At 59.5% G+C, this 17,599-nt stretch carries 15 protein-coding genes; 9 read left to right on the plus strand and 6 right to left on the minus strand.

Features of this window, described 5'->3' with window-relative positions; genetic code table 11:
- Nucleotides 1–10: 10 nt before the first annotated feature.
- Genes cheY1 through ACTJK5_RS10365 form a run of 3 tightly spaced genes read right to left on the minus strand, consistent with a single transcriptional unit; the run spans nucleotide 11 to nucleotide 2,279 of the window.
- Nucleotides 11–376 (minus strand): chemotaxis response regulator CheY1, encoded by a 366-nt coding sequence (gene cheY1, locus ACTJK5_RS10355; RefSeq protein ID WP_062425087.1) that lies wholly within the window; start codon nucleotides 374–376, stop codon nucleotides 11–13.
- Between the two features lie 2 nt (nucleotides 377–378).
- Complete coding sequence (locus ACTJK5_RS10360; RefSeq protein ID WP_062425086.1) at nucleotides 379–672, minus strand: STAS domain-containing protein; 294 nt, start codon at nucleotides 670–672, stop codon at nucleotides 379–381.
- Nucleotides 672–2,279 carry a globin-coupled sensor protein gene (locus ACTJK5_RS10365; RefSeq protein WP_274100907.1) on the minus strand — a complete coding sequence of 536 codons (1,608 nt, stop codon included), beginning with the start codon at nucleotides 2,277–2,279 and terminating at the stop codon, nucleotides 672–674. The genes ACTJK5_RS10360 and ACTJK5_RS10365 overlap by 1 nt, the downstream gene beginning before the upstream one ends.
- A 1,066-nt stretch (nucleotides 2,280–3,345) precedes the next feature.
- Here ACTJK5_RS10365 and ACTJK5_RS10370 point away from each other — a divergent pair.
- Genes ACTJK5_RS10370 through mnhG form a run of 6 tightly spaced genes read left to right on the plus strand, consistent with a single transcriptional unit; the run spans nucleotide 3,346 to nucleotide 9,346 of the window.
- Entirely contained in the window at nucleotides 3,346–6,264 is a 2,919-nt protein-coding gene (locus tag ACTJK5_RS10370; RefSeq protein ID WP_062445468.1) for a monovalent cation/H+ antiporter subunit A, read from the plus strand.
- Complete coding sequence (locus tag ACTJK5_RS10375; RefSeq protein WP_062425083.1) at nucleotides 6,264–6,599, plus strand: Na+/H+ antiporter subunit C; 336 nt, start codon at nucleotides 6,264–6,266, stop codon at nucleotides 6,597–6,599. Before ACTJK5_RS10370 ends, ACTJK5_RS10375 begins: the two co-directional genes overlap by 1 nt.
- The gene (locus ACTJK5_RS10380; protein ID WP_062425082.1) at nucleotides 6,596–8,242 is read left to right on the plus strand and encodes a monovalent cation/H+ antiporter subunit D; all 1,647 of its coding nucleotides are present in this window, start codon (nucleotides 6,596–6,598) and stop codon (nucleotides 8,240–8,242) included. The genes ACTJK5_RS10375 and ACTJK5_RS10380 overlap by 4 nt, the downstream gene beginning before the upstream one ends.
- Complete coding sequence (locus ACTJK5_RS10385) at nucleotides 8,239–8,727, plus strand: Na+/H+ antiporter subunit E (protein ID WP_062445473.1); 489 nt, start codon at nucleotides 8,239–8,241, stop codon at nucleotides 8,725–8,727. Before ACTJK5_RS10380 ends, ACTJK5_RS10385 begins: the two co-directional genes overlap by 4 nt.
- Nucleotides 8,724–9,005 carry a K+/H+ antiporter subunit F gene (locus ACTJK5_RS10390; protein WP_062425080.1) on the plus strand — a complete coding sequence of 94 codons (282 nt, stop codon included), beginning with the start codon at nucleotides 8,724–8,726 and terminating at the stop codon, nucleotides 9,003–9,005. Before ACTJK5_RS10385 ends, ACTJK5_RS10390 begins: the two co-directional genes overlap by 4 nt.
- The gene (mnhG, locus tag ACTJK5_RS10395; RefSeq protein WP_062425079.1) at nucleotides 9,002–9,346 is read left to right on the plus strand and encodes a monovalent cation/H(+) antiporter subunit G; all 345 of its coding nucleotides are present in this window, start codon (nucleotides 9,002–9,004) and stop codon (nucleotides 9,344–9,346) included. Before ACTJK5_RS10390 ends, mnhG begins: the two co-directional genes overlap by 4 nt.
- Before the next feature lie 51 nt (nucleotides 9,347–9,397).
- On the opposite strand, the gene hydA is transcribed toward mnhG, so the two are convergent.
- From hydA to ACTJK5_RS10410, 3 genes are all read right to left on the minus strand, one after another.
- On the minus strand, nucleotides 9,398–10,855 hold the full coding sequence (gene hydA, locus ACTJK5_RS10400; RefSeq protein WP_440612348.1) for a dihydropyrimidinase: 1,458 nt from the start codon (nucleotides 10,853–10,855) through the stop codon (nucleotides 9,398–9,400).
- A 125-nt stretch (nucleotides 10,856–10,980) separates the two neighbouring features.
- Nucleotides 10,981–12,231 carry a Zn-dependent hydrolase gene (locus ACTJK5_RS10405; RefSeq protein WP_440612349.1) on the minus strand — a complete coding sequence of 417 codons (1,251 nt, stop codon included), beginning with the start codon at nucleotides 12,229–12,231 and terminating at the stop codon, nucleotides 10,981–10,983.
- Nucleotides 12,232–12,477: 246 nt separating this feature from the next.
- Nucleotides 12,478–13,413, minus strand: a complete 936-nt coding sequence (locus ACTJK5_RS10410; protein WP_440612350.1) for an ornithine cyclodeaminase family protein — start codon at nucleotides 13,411–13,413, stop codon at nucleotides 12,478–12,480.
- 293 nt (nucleotides 13,414–13,706) lie between these two features.
- On the opposite strand from ACTJK5_RS10410, the gene kdpF reads away from it, so the two are divergent.
- From kdpF to kdpB, 3 genes are read left to right on the plus strand one after another with little or no spacing between them, the layout of a single operon-like run.
- Nucleotides 13,707–13,808, plus strand: a complete 102-nt coding sequence (gene kdpF, locus ACTJK5_RS10415; protein WP_194286758.1) for a K(+)-transporting ATPase subunit F — start codon at nucleotides 13,707–13,709, stop codon at nucleotides 13,806–13,808.
- Nucleotides 13,809–13,826: 18 nt separating this feature from the next.
- Complete coding sequence (kdpA, locus tag ACTJK5_RS10420; RefSeq protein ID WP_144621732.1) at nucleotides 13,827–15,536, plus strand: potassium-transporting ATPase subunit KdpA; 1,710 nt, start codon at nucleotides 13,827–13,829, stop codon at nucleotides 15,534–15,536.
- Nucleotides 15,537–15,547: 11 nt separating this feature from the next.
- Nucleotides 15,548–17,599 carry a potassium-transporting ATPase subunit KdpB gene (gene kdpB, locus ACTJK5_RS10425; protein ID WP_111848341.1) on the plus strand — a complete coding sequence of 684 codons (2,052 nt, stop codon included), beginning with the start codon at nucleotides 15,548–15,550 and terminating at the stop codon, nucleotides 17,597–17,599.

Genomic DNA, 17,599 nt, shown 5'->3' on the forward strand with positions numbered 1-17,599 from the left:
TGATCCCGTATCAGGCAGTTACACGTTCAATGGCATCGATCAGTTTTACGGGGTCGAACGGCTTGACGATCCAACCGGTCGCGCCAGCCTGGCGGGCACGGTTCTTCTTCTCGGCGTCGCTTTCGGTGGTCAGAACGAGGATTGGAACGGCACGGTACTTCTCGTTGCGACGAACGCCCTCGATGAAACCGAAACCATCAAGGCGCGGCATGTTGATATCCGTGACGATGACGTCGGGATTGCAACCTTCAAGGACTTCAAGACCTTCGACGCCGTCTTCGGCCTGAATGGTTTCGAAACCGGCATTGTTGAGCGTGACCAGCAACATGTTGCGGATCGTGCGGGAGTCGTCGACTGTGAGAACTTTTTTCTTCATTCCTATATCTCCTTCGGGAGCATATGACCGATATCAACGCCGATCAGTTTAAGGGTTTTATCAAAGGCTTCAGAAGCCTTTGAAAATGTGAATTGCTTGCCATCGGCCTCCCAGGCCTTGATGCCAGCCATCAATATCTGGACGCATTGTGCGCCGACACGCTCGACCTCGGAGGCATCGACCGTAACCGGCTTGCCTCTGAGTTCTTTCAATTTTCCGTGCAAGACGGATGCTTGATTGAGGTCCAGCACAGGTGACAATTTCAGTGTCGAATGCGCTGCTGTCCTGCCTGCCATCAAATGACTCCTTGGCGTTTGTATTGTTGCTGCGCATGGCCGTAATCCATGCGCTCGGGACGCATGACGGTCGCATTGGCTCTTCTCGGCTCCGGCGCGATCGCCTCTTCGGCATAAGCCTGGCGGGCGATGCGGAACTCGCGCACCGTGCGGCCGAGTTCGAGAATGACGGTGTGAAGATCGTCGGCCTCATTCGCCGATGAGGACAGGCGCTCGGCGGCGCGATGCGCGTCGGTTCCGATGGCCTCCAGTTCGACGGAGACGTGGTTGAGATGACCGGAATGCTCGCCCGTGCGGCGGGCGACATCGCCGATCATGTCGCTGATGCCAGAGACCTGACGCACGACACCTTCGATGGCTTCCTGGGTGCGATGAACCATGCGCACGCCTTCATCGACTTGCGTCTTGGTGCCGTTGACCAAGTTCTTGATCTCCCGTGCGGCTTCGGCGGAGCGTTGTGCCAGCGCCCGGACTTCCTGCGCGACGACGGCGAAGCCGCGTCCGCTTTCCCCCGCACGTGCGGCTTCGATGCCGGCATTCAGCGCCAGGAGATTGGTCTGGAAGGCGATTTCGTCGATGGAGCCGATGATGCGGCCGATCTGTTCTGCCGATTGCTCGATATCGGACATGGCGCTGATCGCTTCGCCGACCGCCATGCCGCTTTCGGTGGCGGCATTGCGTGCCTGCGACACTGCGGATTCGGCTGCCGAAATCCGGTCACTGCTATCACGGACATCGTGGATGACCGCGCCAAGGCGCTGCGAGGCATCGCCGAGGCGACGGGCCTGTTCCGTCGAGCCGGTGGCAAGGCCAGAATTTTCGCGCGACATGCGCTCGGCGACGGTTTGCGTCTTGTGAACGCTTTCTTGCGTGGCGGCCATAGAATGACCGATCCGCGTCATGGCAGAATTGAACGCTTCGGCGATCTCGCGGTAGGCTTCCGGCAGTTCGCCAGCGATGCGGGCTGTCAGATCGCCGGCGGCAAAGGCATTGAGCGCGTCGCCAAACAGCGTTACGACCTCTGCCTGATCGCTCTCGCGCTGACGGGCAAGCTCTTGTGTGTGGCGAATGCGCAGTTCGTTAAAGCGCAGGGAGACGGCAATCTCGGTATCGACCATCACCAGCCGAACGACGGATTTGACCGCTTCGGCCAATTCCTGATGGCGTTTGCGCGCACCCGGCAGCAGTGAGCGAGGTGGATGCTGCGCAATCAGGCCTGCGAGCAGATTTTCCAGCACGACCGCACGACCGGCCACACTCCAGCGCGGATCGAGGCCCATGCGGCTTTCGGTGTCGGACAGAACCTTGACGCGTTCGGCATAGAGGGCATCGAAACGCGCATCGGTCAGCACCGACCAGTGCGCCGTCTGCATGTCGTGCAGCCGTTCGATCTGATGATCGCTCTCGAAGGATGGCGAACAGTCCGGCATGGACTGGAAGCGCACCATCAGGTCGCGAAGTCCTGCCTTCAGATGAGGCTCGAGCATGGTGCGGTAACGGCGCAGCAGATCGCACTGGTCCTGATCAAGACCAGCAAAACGCAACCGGCCAGCCAGGCTGCCGCCTGTTGCCCTTCGCGAGTGATCTGTTGGCAGGTCCTGCCCCAAGTGACGTCCCCAATGTTTTACCGGCCAGACCGGCAGATGACGGTTAAGAGAACGCCAGTATCCTTGAGGGATGTCACGACATGGGCATCCGTAACGGACGCCTCACAAGCGTTAGCTGAGCCTTCTGCAACCAAACGGAATACCGGATCGACCCGGTACGGCAGCGCGGCATCATGCCTGGAAGGAGAGTCGCTCTCCATTTCGCCGTGAAATACGACTAATCTTTATGGTTAATTCCTTGCCTGAAAGTTAAGAATCTTCATTTCAGGGCATGATTATTAAAATTTGTCATTGATTTGCAGGAGAGCGTGCCCTGTGGCAGGTCCTGCCTCCGGCGTTTTGGATATCTCGCCGGTTTTTCATCTTTTTCGGCCTGGCGCGCTGGACAAGCGTTGCGCCATTACCCTAAGATAATCAATATGATATTTGCTTCACGATGGCGCTGTAAAGCGTGCCGCTCACGAATGTCGAGCGGTTTGCGATGACGTCGCACGTTGAAACAAGATGCGGGAGCATATCTGAAAGATCGCGACACGGTTTAGCTGAGGCGCACATACGTAGGAGGTGACGATTTTGCCATGGATGGGACGACATCGCGGTCTTCCGCACCATCCTGTCAGGGTCATCAACCTTCTTGTTGCCGGCATGCTGGTTTTCTTCGGCACGCCCGCCTTGGCAAATTCAAGTCCCGCCCTCAAGCCGCAACGACTGGAACGATCGTGCCTCTCCAGCGAAGAGCGCGCTTTCTCAACTCTGGAACGCTCTCTCGATCAGCCCGGCCTCAATCCTTGCCGCTACGCCCACACACTGCCCGTTCACGATTTTGTTGACGCATTTTTATCCGCTCCGGGGGTGGTAACGACATACATCAGAGCCCAGATTGGGTTCGACCCGGCGCGATCGATTTTGCATCGGGTTCAGCCCGTCCGCGTGGCGTCGCCGCGTGGACCTCCCCTAAAAGACTTCTCCTAGTCCGCCGGACTGCCGTTTCTTTGTTGGAAGGATTGGCATCTCTGGTGGAAACAACCGCGGAATATTTTAACGCCAGAGAAAATTGCCATCCTTTATGAGACTTGACGTTATCCTTCCCATTTTGATCGCTCTTCCCTTTATTGGCAGCCTTTGCACTGCCATGATGCCGCGCAATGGCGCAGCCCGGGGCCCGGCAGCCGTCGCGGGCGGCATTGCGCTTTTCGGTCTCATCTCGACGATTTTCCTCTACACCAGCGTCACCAATGGCCAGGTGCTCAAATATCACGTGGAATGGCTGCCGCAGCTTGGCCTGAACTTCACGCTCCGACTGGATGGCTTTGCGTGGATGTTCATGGTGCTGATTACCGGCATCGGTTTTCTCGTGGTGCTCTATGCCCGCTACTACATGTCGGCAGACGATCCAATTCCGCGCTTCTTCGCCTTTCTTCTGGCCTTCATGGGGTCGATGCTCGGCATCGTGCTGTCTGGCAACGTCATTCTGCTGTCGATCTTCTGGGAGATGACCAGCATTTTCTCCTTCCTGCTGATCGGCTACTGGCACAACAATGCCGCGGCCCGCGATGGTGCGCGCATGGCCTTGACCGTGACGGGCATCGGGGGCTTTTGCCTTCTCGCTGGCCTGCTGGTCTTAGGACACATCGCAGGAAGCTATGATCTCGATGCGATCATTGCCGAGGCGTCCAATGTCAAAGCCCACCCGCTTTACCTCACGGCCCTCGTCCTGATCCTGATCGGTGCACTGACCAAGAGCGCGCAGTTCCCCTTCCATTTCTGGCTGCCCAATGCGATGGCGGCGCCAACGCCGGTTTCGGCCTATCTGCATTCCGCCACCATGGTGAAAGCAGGCGTCTTCCTGCTGGCCAGGTTTTGGCCGGTGCTTGCGGGCACGCAGGAGTGGTTCCTGCTCGTCGGCTTTGCCGGCATGACCACACTTCTGCTCGGCGCCTATTTCGCCATGTTCCAGCAGGACCTAAAGGGGCTTCTGGCCTATTCCACCATCAGCCATCTCGGTCTGATCACCACGCTGCTCAGCCTCGGAAGTCCGCTGGCAGCCGTTGCGGCGATCTTCCATATGGCAAACCACGCCACCTTCAAGGCATCACTTTTCATGGCGGCCGGAATCATCGACCATGAGACCGGCACACGCGATATGCGCCGATTGAGCGGGCTTTATCGCTATCTGCCGGCGACTGCGACCCTTGCCATGGCCGCAAGTGCTGCCATGGCAGGCGTGCCGCTCTTCAACGGCTTTCTCTCCAAGGAAATGTTCTTCGCCGAGGCGATCGAGACCCATGCGGATTCGTTTCTCGACAAGGCGCTTCCCTATGTGGCAACCCTTTCCGGTGCCTTTGCGGTGGCCTATTCGCTGCGCTTCATCCATACGGTGTTCTTCGGGCCTCCGCCGCATGACCTTCCAAACCCGAAACCGCACGAGCCGCCGCGCTGGATGCGCTTTCCGATCGAGTTTCTCGTGCTCGCATGCCTGATTGTCGGTATCGTGCCAAGCCTTTCGGTCGGCCCCTTCCTGCACACTGCAGTGGTATCGGTTCTTGGTCCAGAAACGCCCTATTACAGCCTGGCGATCTGGCATGGTTTCAACCTGCCGCTCACCATGAGTATCGTTGCGCTGATCGGCGGCGTCGCGATCTATGCGCTTCTTGGAGATTACTTCTCCAAATGCGATGACGGTCCGCCGATCTTTAGGCACTTGAAAGGCCAGCGCATCTTCGAGCGCATCATCGTCACCGTCTCGTGGAAATGGGCACGCTGGCTGGAAAGCACGCTTGGCACCAGGCGGTTACAGCCGCAGCTGCGTATCCTTATCTTCGTCGCGCTCGTCGCCGGTTTCTCGCCATTGGTATCATCACAGTTCTCGCTCACCCTTCCGAGAGTTACCTCCTTCGATCCGATTTTTGCGGTTCTCTGGGGCATCGGCATGATTGCGGCCATGGGTGCTGCCTGGCAGGCGAAGTATCATCGGCTGGCCGCACTGGTCATGCTCGGTGTTTCCGGTCTCGTCACCTGCCTGACCTTCGTATGGTTGTCAGCACCCGATCTCGCCATCACGCAGTTGCTCGTCGAGATCGTCACGCTGGTGCTGATCCTGCTTGGCCTGCGCTGGCTGCCGAAGCGCGTGGTAAAGGTCGATAACAACAATGAACTGCCCGCGCAGCTTCGTCGTGGCCGCGACTTCCTGCTGGCCGTCTTCTGCGGCATCGGCATGACGGTGATTGCCTATGCGGTGATGACGCTGCCTGTGCCCAACACCATTGCCAACTACTTCCTTGAGCGCGCCTATAGCGAAGGCGGCGGCACCAATGTCGTCAACGTCATCCTCGTCGATTTCCGCGGCTTCGATACGATGGGCGAGATCGCAGTTCTGGCGATTGTCGGTCTCACCGTCTTTGCCCTGCTGCGTCGTTTCCGTCCAGCGCAGGACAGTGTCGGCCTGCCTGAGCAGCAGTTGATCCAGAATGCCTTCGATGCCGAAAGCCCCGAGCGCAGCAAGGGCGATACGGTGCGCGACTATCTGTTGGTGCCGTCAGTCATCATGCAGTGGATGTTCCCGGTCGTCATCACCTTCTCGATCTTCCTCTTCATGCGCGGTCATGACCTTCCAGGCGGCGGATTTGCCGCAGGCATCACCATGGCGATTGCCTTCCTGATGCAATATCTGGCAGGCGGCACCCGCTGGGCGGAAGATCGTATTCGCATTTTGCCGCTGCGCTGGATGGGCTTCGGTCTGTTGATGGCAGCCTCTACCGGAATGGGCTCGTGGTATTTCGGCTATCCGTTCCTGACCTCCTATTTCCAGTATACGGAGATCCCCTATATCGCGAAGATGCCGACAGCGTCTGCCCTGCTCTTCGATCTTGGGGTCTTCTCGCTCGTGGTCGGCTCCACGGTTCTGATTTTGATAGCACTGGCGCACCAATCACTGCGTAACTACAAGGTACGCACACCCGACGCCGCCAAAGCGGAGGATGTGTAATGGAACTCATTCTAGCCATCGGCATCGGTGTGATGACAGGATCGGGCGTCTGGCTCATCCTGCGTCCGCGAACCTATCAGGTCATTGTCGGCCTCTCGCTGCTGTCCTATGCCGTCAACCTCTTCATCTTCGGGGTGGGTGGCATCAAGACAAACGCGCCGCCGGTTTTGCTGGACGGCGTTTCCGTCTCGCAGCTGGCCGACCCTGTGCCTCAGGCGCTGGTTTTGACGGCCATCGTCATCGGCTTTGCCACCACCGCACTCTTCCTCGTCGTGCTTCTTGCCGCGCGCGGTCTGACGGGTACCGACCATGTGGACGGGAGGGAGAGCAAGTGAACTCGTTCCCATCCCACATCGTGATTGCACCCATTCTGGTGCCGTTGATCACCGGCGCGATCCTGCTCTTCATCGACGAGCGCAAGCGCAAGACGAAGGCGGCGATCAGCTTCATTTCCACCCTGGTGCTTCTCGCCGTCTCCATTGGCCTTTTCATCGAAGTCAATTCGACGGTGAACACCGAAATCGCCGCGATCATCTCCACAGGCGTCTATCTCCTCGGCAACTGGCCTGCCCCGTTCGGCATCGTGCTCGTGGCGGATCGGCTGTCAGGGTTGATGGTGCTTCTTGTGTCGCTGCTGGCGATCCCGTCACTCGTCTATTCGCTGGCAAAGTGGCACAAGTCGGGTGCCCATTTCCATTCGCTCTTCCATCTGATGCTGATGGGCGTGAATGGCGCGTTTCTGACCGGCGACCTCTTCAACCTCTTCGTTTTCTTCGAAGTCATGCTCGCGGCATCCTACGGTCTGCTGCTGCATGGCTCCGGTCAGTTGAGAGTGAAGGCCGGTCTGCATTACGTTGCGATCAACCTCGTTGCCGCACTGTTCTTCCTGATCGGCGTCAGCCTGATCTATGGCGTGACCGGCACGCTCAACATGGGTGACCTGGCACAGCGCATTGCGGGCCTCAATCCGGACCAACGCATGCTGCTGCAAACGGGCGCGGCCGTGCTCGGCATCGCCTTCCTCGTCAAGGCCGGCATGTGGCCGTTGAATTTCTGGCTGCCTGCCGCCTATGGCGCAGCCTCTGCTCCTGTCGGCGGCATTTTCGCGATCATGAGCAAGGTCGGCATCTATGTCATTGCACGGCTTTCCTTCCTCCTCTTCGGCCAGACGGCGGGGGATTCTGCCGGTTTCGGCCATGATGCACTGCTGATCGGCGGTATTGCCACCATCGTCTTCGGCACGATCGGCGTTCTGGCCTCCCAGGCGCTCGGCCGTCTTGCCGGCTTTTCGGTGCTCGTCTCTTCGGGAACGCTGCTTGCCGCGATGGGCACGGGTAATCCGATGGTGGCGGCAGGTGCGCTCTACTACCTCGTCAGCTCCACGCTGACCATCAGCGCTTTCTTCATGCTGATCGAACTGGTGGAACGTGGCCAGGATGCCGGGGCGAACGTTCTTGCCGTGACCATGGAAGCCTATGGCGATGGTGAGGAGGAAGAGGAGCAAGAGGAGGTCGGGGTGACGATGCCCGGCACGATGGCGGTGCTTGGTACCTGCTTTGCCGCCTGCGGCATTCTGCTTGCCGGATTGCCACCACTTTCGGGCTTCATCGCCAAGTTCTCAATGCTCTCCGCCATTCTCAATCCGCAAGGCATGGGCGCTGACACCGAAATCTCGACCCTCTCCTGGTGGCTTGTGTTCCTCATCGTTTTCTCCGGCCTTGCGGCTCTGATATCGATGACGCGTGCCGGCATTCGCACCTTCTGGAGCTCTCTTGAGGGCACGGTTCCCCGCGTCTTCGTCATCGAAATCGCGCCCATCATGCTGCTTATCGGTCTGACACTTGCGATGACCGTGCAGGCTGGGCCGATCATGCGATACATGCAGGAGACGGCACGCATTCTCGACCTGCCGGAAAGCTACATTCAAGGCGTGATGACGGCGCCGCGAGCCGGCAATCCTGGGGAGGCAGCGCAATGATCCGCCGCATTCTCCCCTACCCGCTGTTGACGCTGTCGCTGATCATCTTCTGGATGACGATCAACAGCTTCTCGCCTGGGCATCTCGTGCTAGGAACAGCCGTGGCGCTCATCGCCTCCTGGTCGATGGCCTCACTTCGACCAGCAAAGCCTCGCATCCGCAGTTGGAGCGCGGTGGTGAAGCTGACCTTCATCGTGCTTTACGACATCATCCGGTCGAATATCGCAGTCGCCACGCTCATCCTGTTCGGGCGCAAGAGAAGCAGCAAGTCCGGCTTTCTCACCATCCCGCTCGACATTCGCGATCCGCTTGGACTTGCAGTTCTGTCCATCATTCTGACAGCCACGCCGGGCAGTGCATGGCTGGAATACAATTCCTCCCAGGGCACATTGCTGATCCATGTGTTGGACAATGTCAGCGAGACCACCTGGATCAACCTCATCAAGAACCGATATGAAAAAATGCTGATGGAGATATTCGAATGAGTTCGATTATCCTTTTCTGGTCATTCTCTTTGGCCCAAATCTTCCTGGCAATTGCCATGTCGATATCCGTCTATCGTATCGCGATCGGCCCCCGTGCGCAGGATCGCGTGCTCGGCGTCGATACGCTTTATGTCAGCTCCATGCTGCTTTTGATGACCTTCGGCTTGCGCACCGGCAACGATATCTATTTCGAGGCCGCACTACTGATGTCGATCCTGGGCTTCGTCTCGACAGTGGCCCTTTCCAAATTCCTGATGCGTGGTGAGGTGATCGAATGATCAATGCTGGCGAATTTCCGCTCTGGGCGGCCATTCTCGTTGCCTTCTTCGTCCTGCTCGGCTCGTCGCTGACGCTGATCGGCACGATCGGCTTTGCCAAGCTGCAGAGCTTTTATGAAAGGCTGCATGCGCCGACACTGGGCACAAGCTGGGGCACGGGCGGCATTGCCATGGCGTCCATCATCTACTTCTCGGTGTCCGGCGGCCGCTTCGTCTTCCACGAAATCTTCATCGGCATCTTCATGACCATCACGACGCCGGTCTCGCTGATGCTCCTCGGCCGCGCGGCACTTTATCGCGACCGCGCCGAACAGAACCCGAGCAAGCCGGACAGGCTGTAACAGGCAGAAGGATCGCGGACGCGGCAGTTTGGCCGCGCCCGAACCGTTCGATCAGACGCCGCTTGCCGGAATTCCGGAGCGCTGCACCTTGCGCGGCGCGGTCAGTTCCTTCCAGGTGGAGAGCGCTTTTGCCGGTGCCGTCAGCGGCGGACGGGAAACGAAGCGGCCGTGGCCTTCCCGGCTCTTCATCGCGCCTTCCTCCACGGCCACCTGACCGCGCGTCAAGGTAAAGCGCGGCAGGCCCATGACCTCCTTGCCCTCGAAGACATTGTAGTCGATCGCCGATTGCTGGTTCGTAGCCGTTATCGTCTTGGCCAACGCCGGATCCCACACGACGAGGTCGGCATCCGCACCAACGAGGACCGCACCCTTCTTCGGATAGATGTTGAGGATCTTGGCGATATTGGTGGAGGTGACGGCGACGAATTCGTTCATGGTCAGGCGGCCAGTGCTGACGCCGTAAGTCCAGAGCATCGGCAGCCTATCTTCCAGTCCGCCGGTGCCATTCGGGATCTTGCGAAAATCTCCAAGACCTGTGCGCTTCTGCTGCGTGGTAAAGGCGCAATGGTCTGTCGCCACGCATTGAAGCGAGCCTGCGGCAAGGCCAGCCCAGAGGCTGTCCTGATGCGCGTTGCTGCGGAAGGGCGGAGACATGACACGACGTGCGGCGTGGTCCCAATCCTTGTCGAAATACTCGCTCTCATCCAGCGTCAGATGTTGGATCAGCGGCTCGCCATAGACGCGCATGCCCTTCTGCCTTGCGCGGCGGATGGCTTCGTGGCTCTCCTCGCAGGAGGTGTGGACGATATAGACGGGGCAGCCCGCCATATCGGCGATCATGATCGCACGATTGGTGGCCTCGCCTTCCACTTCCGGCGGGCGGGAATAGGCATGCGCCTCCGGACCGTCATTGCCCTGCGCCATCAACTTTGCCTGCATCTGCGCCACCACATCGCCGTTTTCGGCATGGACGAGCGGAAGCGCACCGAGTTCGGCACAGCGCTGGAAGGACGAGAACATTTCGTCGTCATCCACCATCAAGGCGCCCTTATAGGCCATGAAATGCTTGAAGGTGTTGATGCCCTTGTCGCGAACGATCGTCTCCATCTCGTTGAAGACTTGCTCGCTCCACCAGGTAATCGCCATATGAAAGGAATAGTCGCAGGCCGCACGCGAGGTCTTGTTGTCCCACATGGTCAGTGCTTCAAGCATCGACTGGCCGGGGTTTGGCAGTGCGAAGTCCACCACCATGGTCGTGCCGCCTGCGAGTGCAGCGCGTGTGCCGCTATCGAAATCATCGGCAGAATATGTGCCCATGAAGGGCATTTCCAGATGCGTATGCGGATCAATGCCGCCCGGCATGACGTAGCATCCCGTCGCATCCAGTTCGCTACCGCCCTTGAGGTCTGGTCCAATCTCGACGATCACGCCGCCCTCGATGCGGATATCGGCCTTATAGGTCAGGTCGGCGGTGACGATGGTCCCGTTCTTGATGATGGTGCTGCTCATGGCTGTTCCCTTATCATTGCGTTCATGACCGGCACCGCCTCCCGATCGGTTCCGGCTTCATCTTGCGTCTGTTTCGCCGCTGCACCCATCCGTGTCTTTGCGCACGGCGTGGGCGCGCGACCGAGCTACTGCACCACGCCTGCCGTTTCGACGACCGCATGGAACAGCACATCGCAGCCCGCCGCGGCCCATTCCTTGGAAATCTCTTCCGCTTCATTATGGGAAAGACCGCCGACGCAGGGGCACATGATCATGGTGGCAGGCGCGACTTTCGCTGCCCAGCAGGCATCGTGCCCGGCCCCTGAGATGATATCGCGATGCGAATATCCAAGCTTCTCCGCCGAACGGCGGACTGTGTCGACCAAAGCGGGGTCGAAGGTGACAGGGTCGAAATGGCCGACCGCTTCAACCGAATATCCAACGCCGATGGCGGCGCAAATCTCAGCCGCCTCTGCCTCGATCCGCTCGCGCATACGGTTCAGCTTGCCGAGATCAGGGGTACGAATGTCGACGGTAAAGACGACTTTGCCGGGGAGGACGTTGCGGGAATTGGGCGAGAAGATCACCTGGCCGACGCCGCCGACCGCGTCGGGCTGGCTCTCCATCGCCACGGTCTGCGCCATCTCGATGATCCGCGACATCGCCAGTCCCGCATTGACGCGCATGGCCATCGGCGTGGAGCCCGTATGAGCCTCCTTGCCGGTCAAAGTGAATTCAAGCCACCACAGCCCCTGGCAGTGGGTCACGACACCGATCGTCTTGTTTTCGGCTTCGAGGATCGGCCCCTGCTCGATGTGGTATTCGAGATAGGCGTGCATCTTGCGCGCACCGACCTCTTCCTCGCCCAGCCAGCCGATGCGCTGCAACTCCTCGCCATAGGTCTTGCCTTCCGTATCCTTGCGCGAATAGGCGTGCTCAAGTGTGTGGACACCGGCAAAGACGCCGGAGGCGAGCATGGCGGGCGCAAAGCGCGCGCCTTCCTCATTCGCCCAGTTGGTGACGACGACGGGATGCTTGGTGCGGATGCCGAGATCGTTCATGGTGCGTATGACCTCAAGGCCTGCTAGAACGCCCAACACACCATCGAACTTGCCGCCTGTCGGCTGGGTGTCGAGGTGCGATCCGACATAGACCGGCAGAGCATCGGGGTCTTCGCCGGCGCGGGTGGCAAACATCGTGCCCATCTTGTCCACGCCCATCGTCATGCCCGCCGCTTCGCACCAGGACTGGAACAGGGCGCGGCCTTCAGCATCCGCATCGGTCAGCGTTTGGCGATTGTTGCCGCCGGCGATGCCGGGGCCAATCTTCGCCATGTCCATCAGCGCATCCCAAAGCCGGTCGGCATCGACTCGCATATTTTCACCGGGCGCAGCCATAGCGTCTTCCTTCCATTGCTTTTGCCAGCATTCAGCCTGCTCGACCAATACTGCGCGTCGTTCCCATCTTTGGCCTCTTCGGCCTTTCTTGTTTCGTGCCGTGTTTGCTACGGTTCCGGCGCTCGTACAGTGGACGACTGGAATTGCCCCGACGTTCTTATTTTACGATTCGCCAGCTCCGAAGATACATGATGTCGTCACGCTGAAAAGCTTTGGCCTGATCAGGCATTGCGAAGATTATTCAGTTCACACGTCTTTTCCCGACAGGCTGTCGAGGATCGCGGCAGCCACCGCAACCTCCGTTCCCGCAAGACCAACCGAGCAAAAAAGGGTGGTCTGGTCCGATGACGTCCGGTGCGCCGTGCGCCCTGCAACAATATCCGAGAGCTCCACCATGCGTTGCTCATGACTGGAACCCTGAAGGAAAAAGGGGGAAGCGTAGGAGCGGGCTTGTTCTGTGGAATCGGTCGCGATGATGCTGGCTGCAGCGGCGACATCCAATCCCAACTCATGCGCATAAATTGTTTTAGGCCCCAGTGTGTTGATGTGCGCTCCGGGCTTGAGATCGGACATATCCAAGACAGGCCGGGTGCTCGATGTAGCGCAGATCACGATATCCGCCTCCCTTGCCGCATCTTTTGCGCAAGCAACCGGTTTCACCTCGAGGCCAAGCTGCGCCTGCATGTCCTTGGCAAAGGCTGCACGACGCCTCGCATCGCGACTATAGATATAGGCCTTTCTGATTGGCCGAACGGACGCTGCGGCAGCCAACTGCATGCGGGCCTGAAGTCCGCTTCCTATCAAACCAACGACTTTGGCGTCCGGCGGACTGAGGTGCCGGATGGCCACGCCACCGATAGCGCCTGTTCTGATTGCTCCGAGACGCTCGCCCAGGACGACGCCTTTGAGCCGGGCATCGTCGGCCGACCAAACCGCGACGATCTGGGTCTGTTCGTTCCGGGTGAAGGTGGCGTAGACACGGAAGCCAGCGAGTGGCCTGTCACCGGTTATACCGCCTATCGTGAAGACCAAATCTCCGTGGCCATCGAATGGGACATGATGTCGAGGTGGAGACACCGTCTTGCCGTCAGCGCACGCCACCATAAACGCTTCAGCAGCCTCAATCGCCGTCTGCATGAAGCTGTAACCACTCAATTTTTGGTCGTCCAAGATTGTCGTCATGATAGCCACTCCATCGGTTTGGGTGACCTTGCGATCTCAACCACGGTTGAGGTCAATATGTTTTTGGGAGGGCTTCTTTATCAATCGTGCTCTCGACCTGACCGCTTGCGCCGCTGATCTTTATCTTTTCCTTATGCGCACCCGACATCTTCCCAATCGAAATATGACGGCGATCGGCAGCATCATGCTCTCCTGACATAACAGGAGAACACCATGCCCGATGTCCTTTTTCTGGCGCTCGGCTTCGGCACGCTGATCGTGCTGGCGCTTTATGCGCGCGCCCTCAACCGGTTTTGAGAGGTGCTGCGATGCTGGAACCCATCTTCGGCCTCGTCGTGGCGATTGCGCTCGGCGTCTATCTCATCATCACCCTGCTGCGTCCGGAACGCTTCTGATTTTCCTGGAGAATCCCCATGACCATTCTCGGGTGGCTGCAAATCAGCCTCCTTTTCATCGCCGTGCTTCTGGTTATCAAACCGCTCGGCCTCTACATGGCGCACGTGTTCAATGGTGAGCGGACCTGGCTGACGCCGGTCCTCGCTCCCGTCGAACGGGGGCTTTATGCCGTGGCGGGCGTCGATATCAAGAAGGAGCAGAGCTGGCTTGGCTACACGCTCTCCATGCTCGCCTTCTCGATCGCCAGCTTTGCGGCACTCTATGCCATCCTGCGCCTTCAGGCTTTCCTGCCCTTCAATCCACAGGGCTTCGGCAACGTGGAACCGGGCCTCGCCTTCAACACCGCCGTCAGCTTCGTGACCAACACCAACTGGCAGAACTATGCCGGTGAAGCGACGATGAGTAATTTCAGCCAGATGGCTGGATTGACGGTGCAGAACTTCCTTTCCGCCGCAGTCGGCATGGCACTCGCAATTGCCTTTACCCGCGCCTTCGTCCGCTCGCAGGCCAGCACGCTCGGCAATTTCTGGGTGGATATGACCCGCGCCACGCTCTATGTGCTGCTGCCGATCGCGGTCATCGTGGCGCTCGCCTTCGTCGCCATGGGCCTGCCGCAGACGATGGATGCCAGTGTAACCGCAACCACCCTTGAAGGAAGCCAGCAGGTCATTTCGCTCGGGCCCGTTGCCAGCCAGGAAGCGATCAAGCAGCTCGGCACCAATGGTGGTGGCTTCTTCAACGCCAATGCCGCCCATCCCTTCGAAAACCCGACGGCGCTTTCCAACTATCTCAACATCTTCTCGATGCTCGCCATTTCAGCGGCCTTTATCTACACCTTTGGCCAGATGGTCGGCAGCCGCCGCCAGGGCTGGGTGCTGCTTTCCGCCATGGCCGTTCTGCTGATTGCGGGTGTTGCTACCGTCTACTGGGCCGAAAGTGCCGGCAACCCGATCCTCACATCGATTGGTGTCGATGCTGCGCAGGGCAATATGGAAGGCAAGGAAGTTCGCTTCGGCCAGGCCATGACCGCGCTCTATGCAGCTGTCACCACCGGTCTTTCGGATGGCGGCGTCAACGGCATGCACGGCTCCTTCACCGGCCTTGGTGGACTTGCTCCCATGTTCCTGATCCAGCTTGGCGAGGTTCTGCCGGGCGGCGTCGGCTCCGGTCTCTACGGCATGATCGTCTTCGCGCTTCTCTCCGTCTTCGTCGCCGGCCTGATGGTCGGTCGCACGCCGGAATTTCTCGGCAAGAAGATTGAAGGTCGCGAAATGAAGTTCGCCATGCTGGCGGTTCTGATCCTGCCCACCGTCATTCTCGGCTTTACCGCCCTATCCGCCATGCTGCCCTTTGCGGTTGCCAGCATCGGCACGGCCGGTCCTCATGGACTTTCGGAAATCCTTTATGCCTTCACCTCAGCAGCCGGCAATAACGGCTCGGCCTTCGGCGGCCTGTCCGGCAATACCGACTGGTACAACACCACGCTTGGCATCTCGATGCTGCTTGGTCGTTTCGCCTACGTGGTGCCGGTGATGGCGATTGCCGGATCGCTTGCGGCGAAGGTCCGCGTCCCGGCCTCAAGTGGTACCTTTCCGACGGATGGCCCGCTCTTTGTCGGCCTTCTCGTCGGCATCATCCTCATTCTCGGCGGGCTGCAGTTCTTCCCCGCGCTCGCACTCGGCCCCATCGTCGAGCATTTCGCCATGCTTGCCGGCCAGACTTTCTAGAAAGCAAAAAGATGTCCACACATCCAAACTCATCGGCTCCAGCGAGACCTAGCCTCTTCGACCCCGCCATCATCGGTCCAGCCATCAAGAACGCTTTCATCAAGCTTGATCCCAGGCAGTTGATGCGCAACCCCGTGATCTTCGTGACCGAGATCGTCGCGGCCGTCGTCACCATCTTCTTCATCCGCGATCTTCTCGCCCATAACGGCACGGCCGTCTTTTCCGGCCAGATCGCGGCCTGGCTCTGGTTCACCGTGCTATTCGCCACCTTCGCCGAAGCGGTGGCCGAAGGGCGCGGTCGCGCCCAGGCCGACAGTCTGAAACGCACCCGCTCCGACCTGTCCGCACGCCGCCTTAGCGCGGACGGCAAAGAGGAGAGCATCGCGGCCACCATGCTCAAGGTCGGTGACATCGTCATCGTCGATGCGGGCGAACTCATTCCAGGTGACGGTGAAGTCATCGAAGGCGTGGCCTCGGTCAATGAAAGCGCGATCACCGGCGAATCTGCGCCCGTCATCCGCGAATCCGGCGGCGACCGTTCGGCCGTCACCGGCGGCACGCAGGTTCTGTCCGATCAACTCAAGATCCGCATCACCACACCGCCCGGCGCAAGCTTCGTCGATCGCATGATTGCGCTGATCGAAGGTGCGGAACGCCAGAAGACGCCGAACGAGATCGCGCTCTCGATCCTGCTATCCGGCCTCACCCTCGTCTTCCTGATCGTCGTCGTCACCGTCTGGGGTCTGGCGGGCTACTCCGGCACGCTGGTCTCCATCACGGTGCTGGCAGCCCTCCTTGTTACCCTCATTCCCACCACCATCGGTGGCCTTCTCTCGGCCATCGGCATTGCCGGCATGGATCGTCTCGTGCGCTTCAACGTCATCGCCACGTCCGGCCGCGCGGTGGAAGCCGCAGGCGATGTCGACACCCTCCTGCTCGACAAGACCGGCACCATTACCTTCGGCAACCGCATGGCGGCAGATTTCATTCCGGTGCCAGGCGTCACGGCTGAACAGGTGGCGGAAGCCGCACTGCTCGCCAGCCTTTCGGACGAAACACCAGAGGGTCGGTCAATTGTGGCACTTGCGACTGGCGATTTTGGAATCGCCTCGCCCAAGGTGACCGTCGATGCTGTTGTCCCCTTCTCGGCACAGACGCGTCTGTCGGGCGTCGATACGAACGGTAAATCCTTCCGCAAGGGCGCTATCGACGCCATCCTGAAGTTTGCCAATGCCAACGATGGCAAGGCCCCGGCAGAGTTTCATCAGGCCGTAGACCGCATTGCTCGCACCGGTGGCACGCCGCTTGGCGTGGCCGAAGGCAACCGCCTGCTTGGCGTCATCCACCTGAAGGACGTGGTCAAGCCCGGCATCAAGGAACGCTTTGCAGCACTTCGTGCCATGGGCATTCGCACCGTGATGGTCACGGGTGACAATCCCGTCACCGCAGCGGCGATTGCCTCAGAAGCGGGCGTGGACGACTTTCTGGCGGAAGCGACGCCTGAGGACAAGCTCGACTATATTCGCCGCGAACAGAAGGGCGGCCGGTTGATCGCCATGTGCGGTGACGGCACCAACGATGCGCCGGCGCTTGCGCAAGCCGATGTGGGCGTTGCCATGCAGACCGGGACGCAGGCTGCACGCGAAGCCGCCAATATGGTGGATCTCGACTCCAGCCCGACCAAGCTCATCGAGATCGTCGAAATCGGCAAACAACTTCTGATGACACGCGGTTCGCTGACGACGTTTTCGATTGCGAACGATGTGGCGAAGTATTTCGCCATCATCCCGGCTCTCTTCGTCACGACCTATCCGGCTCTCGGCACCCTCAACATCATGGCGCTGTCATCACCGCAATCGGCCATCCTATCCGCCGTCATCTTCAATGCGCTGATCATCATCGCTCTCATCCCGCTGGCGCTGAAGGGCGTGGCCTATCGCCCTGCAGCGGCGGCATCGCTTCTCAGACGAAACCTGCTTGTCTACGGCCTCGGCGGTCTGCTTCTGCCTTTTGCCGGGATCAAGGTCATCGATATCGCGGTCTCCGCACTTCATCTGGTGTAA

Origin of the sequence: Agrobacterium sp. 22094 (assembly GCF_052046015.1) — a bacterium.
GTDB lineage: Bacteria > Pseudomonadota > Alphaproteobacteria > Rhizobiales > Rhizobiaceae > Agrobacterium > Agrobacterium cavarae.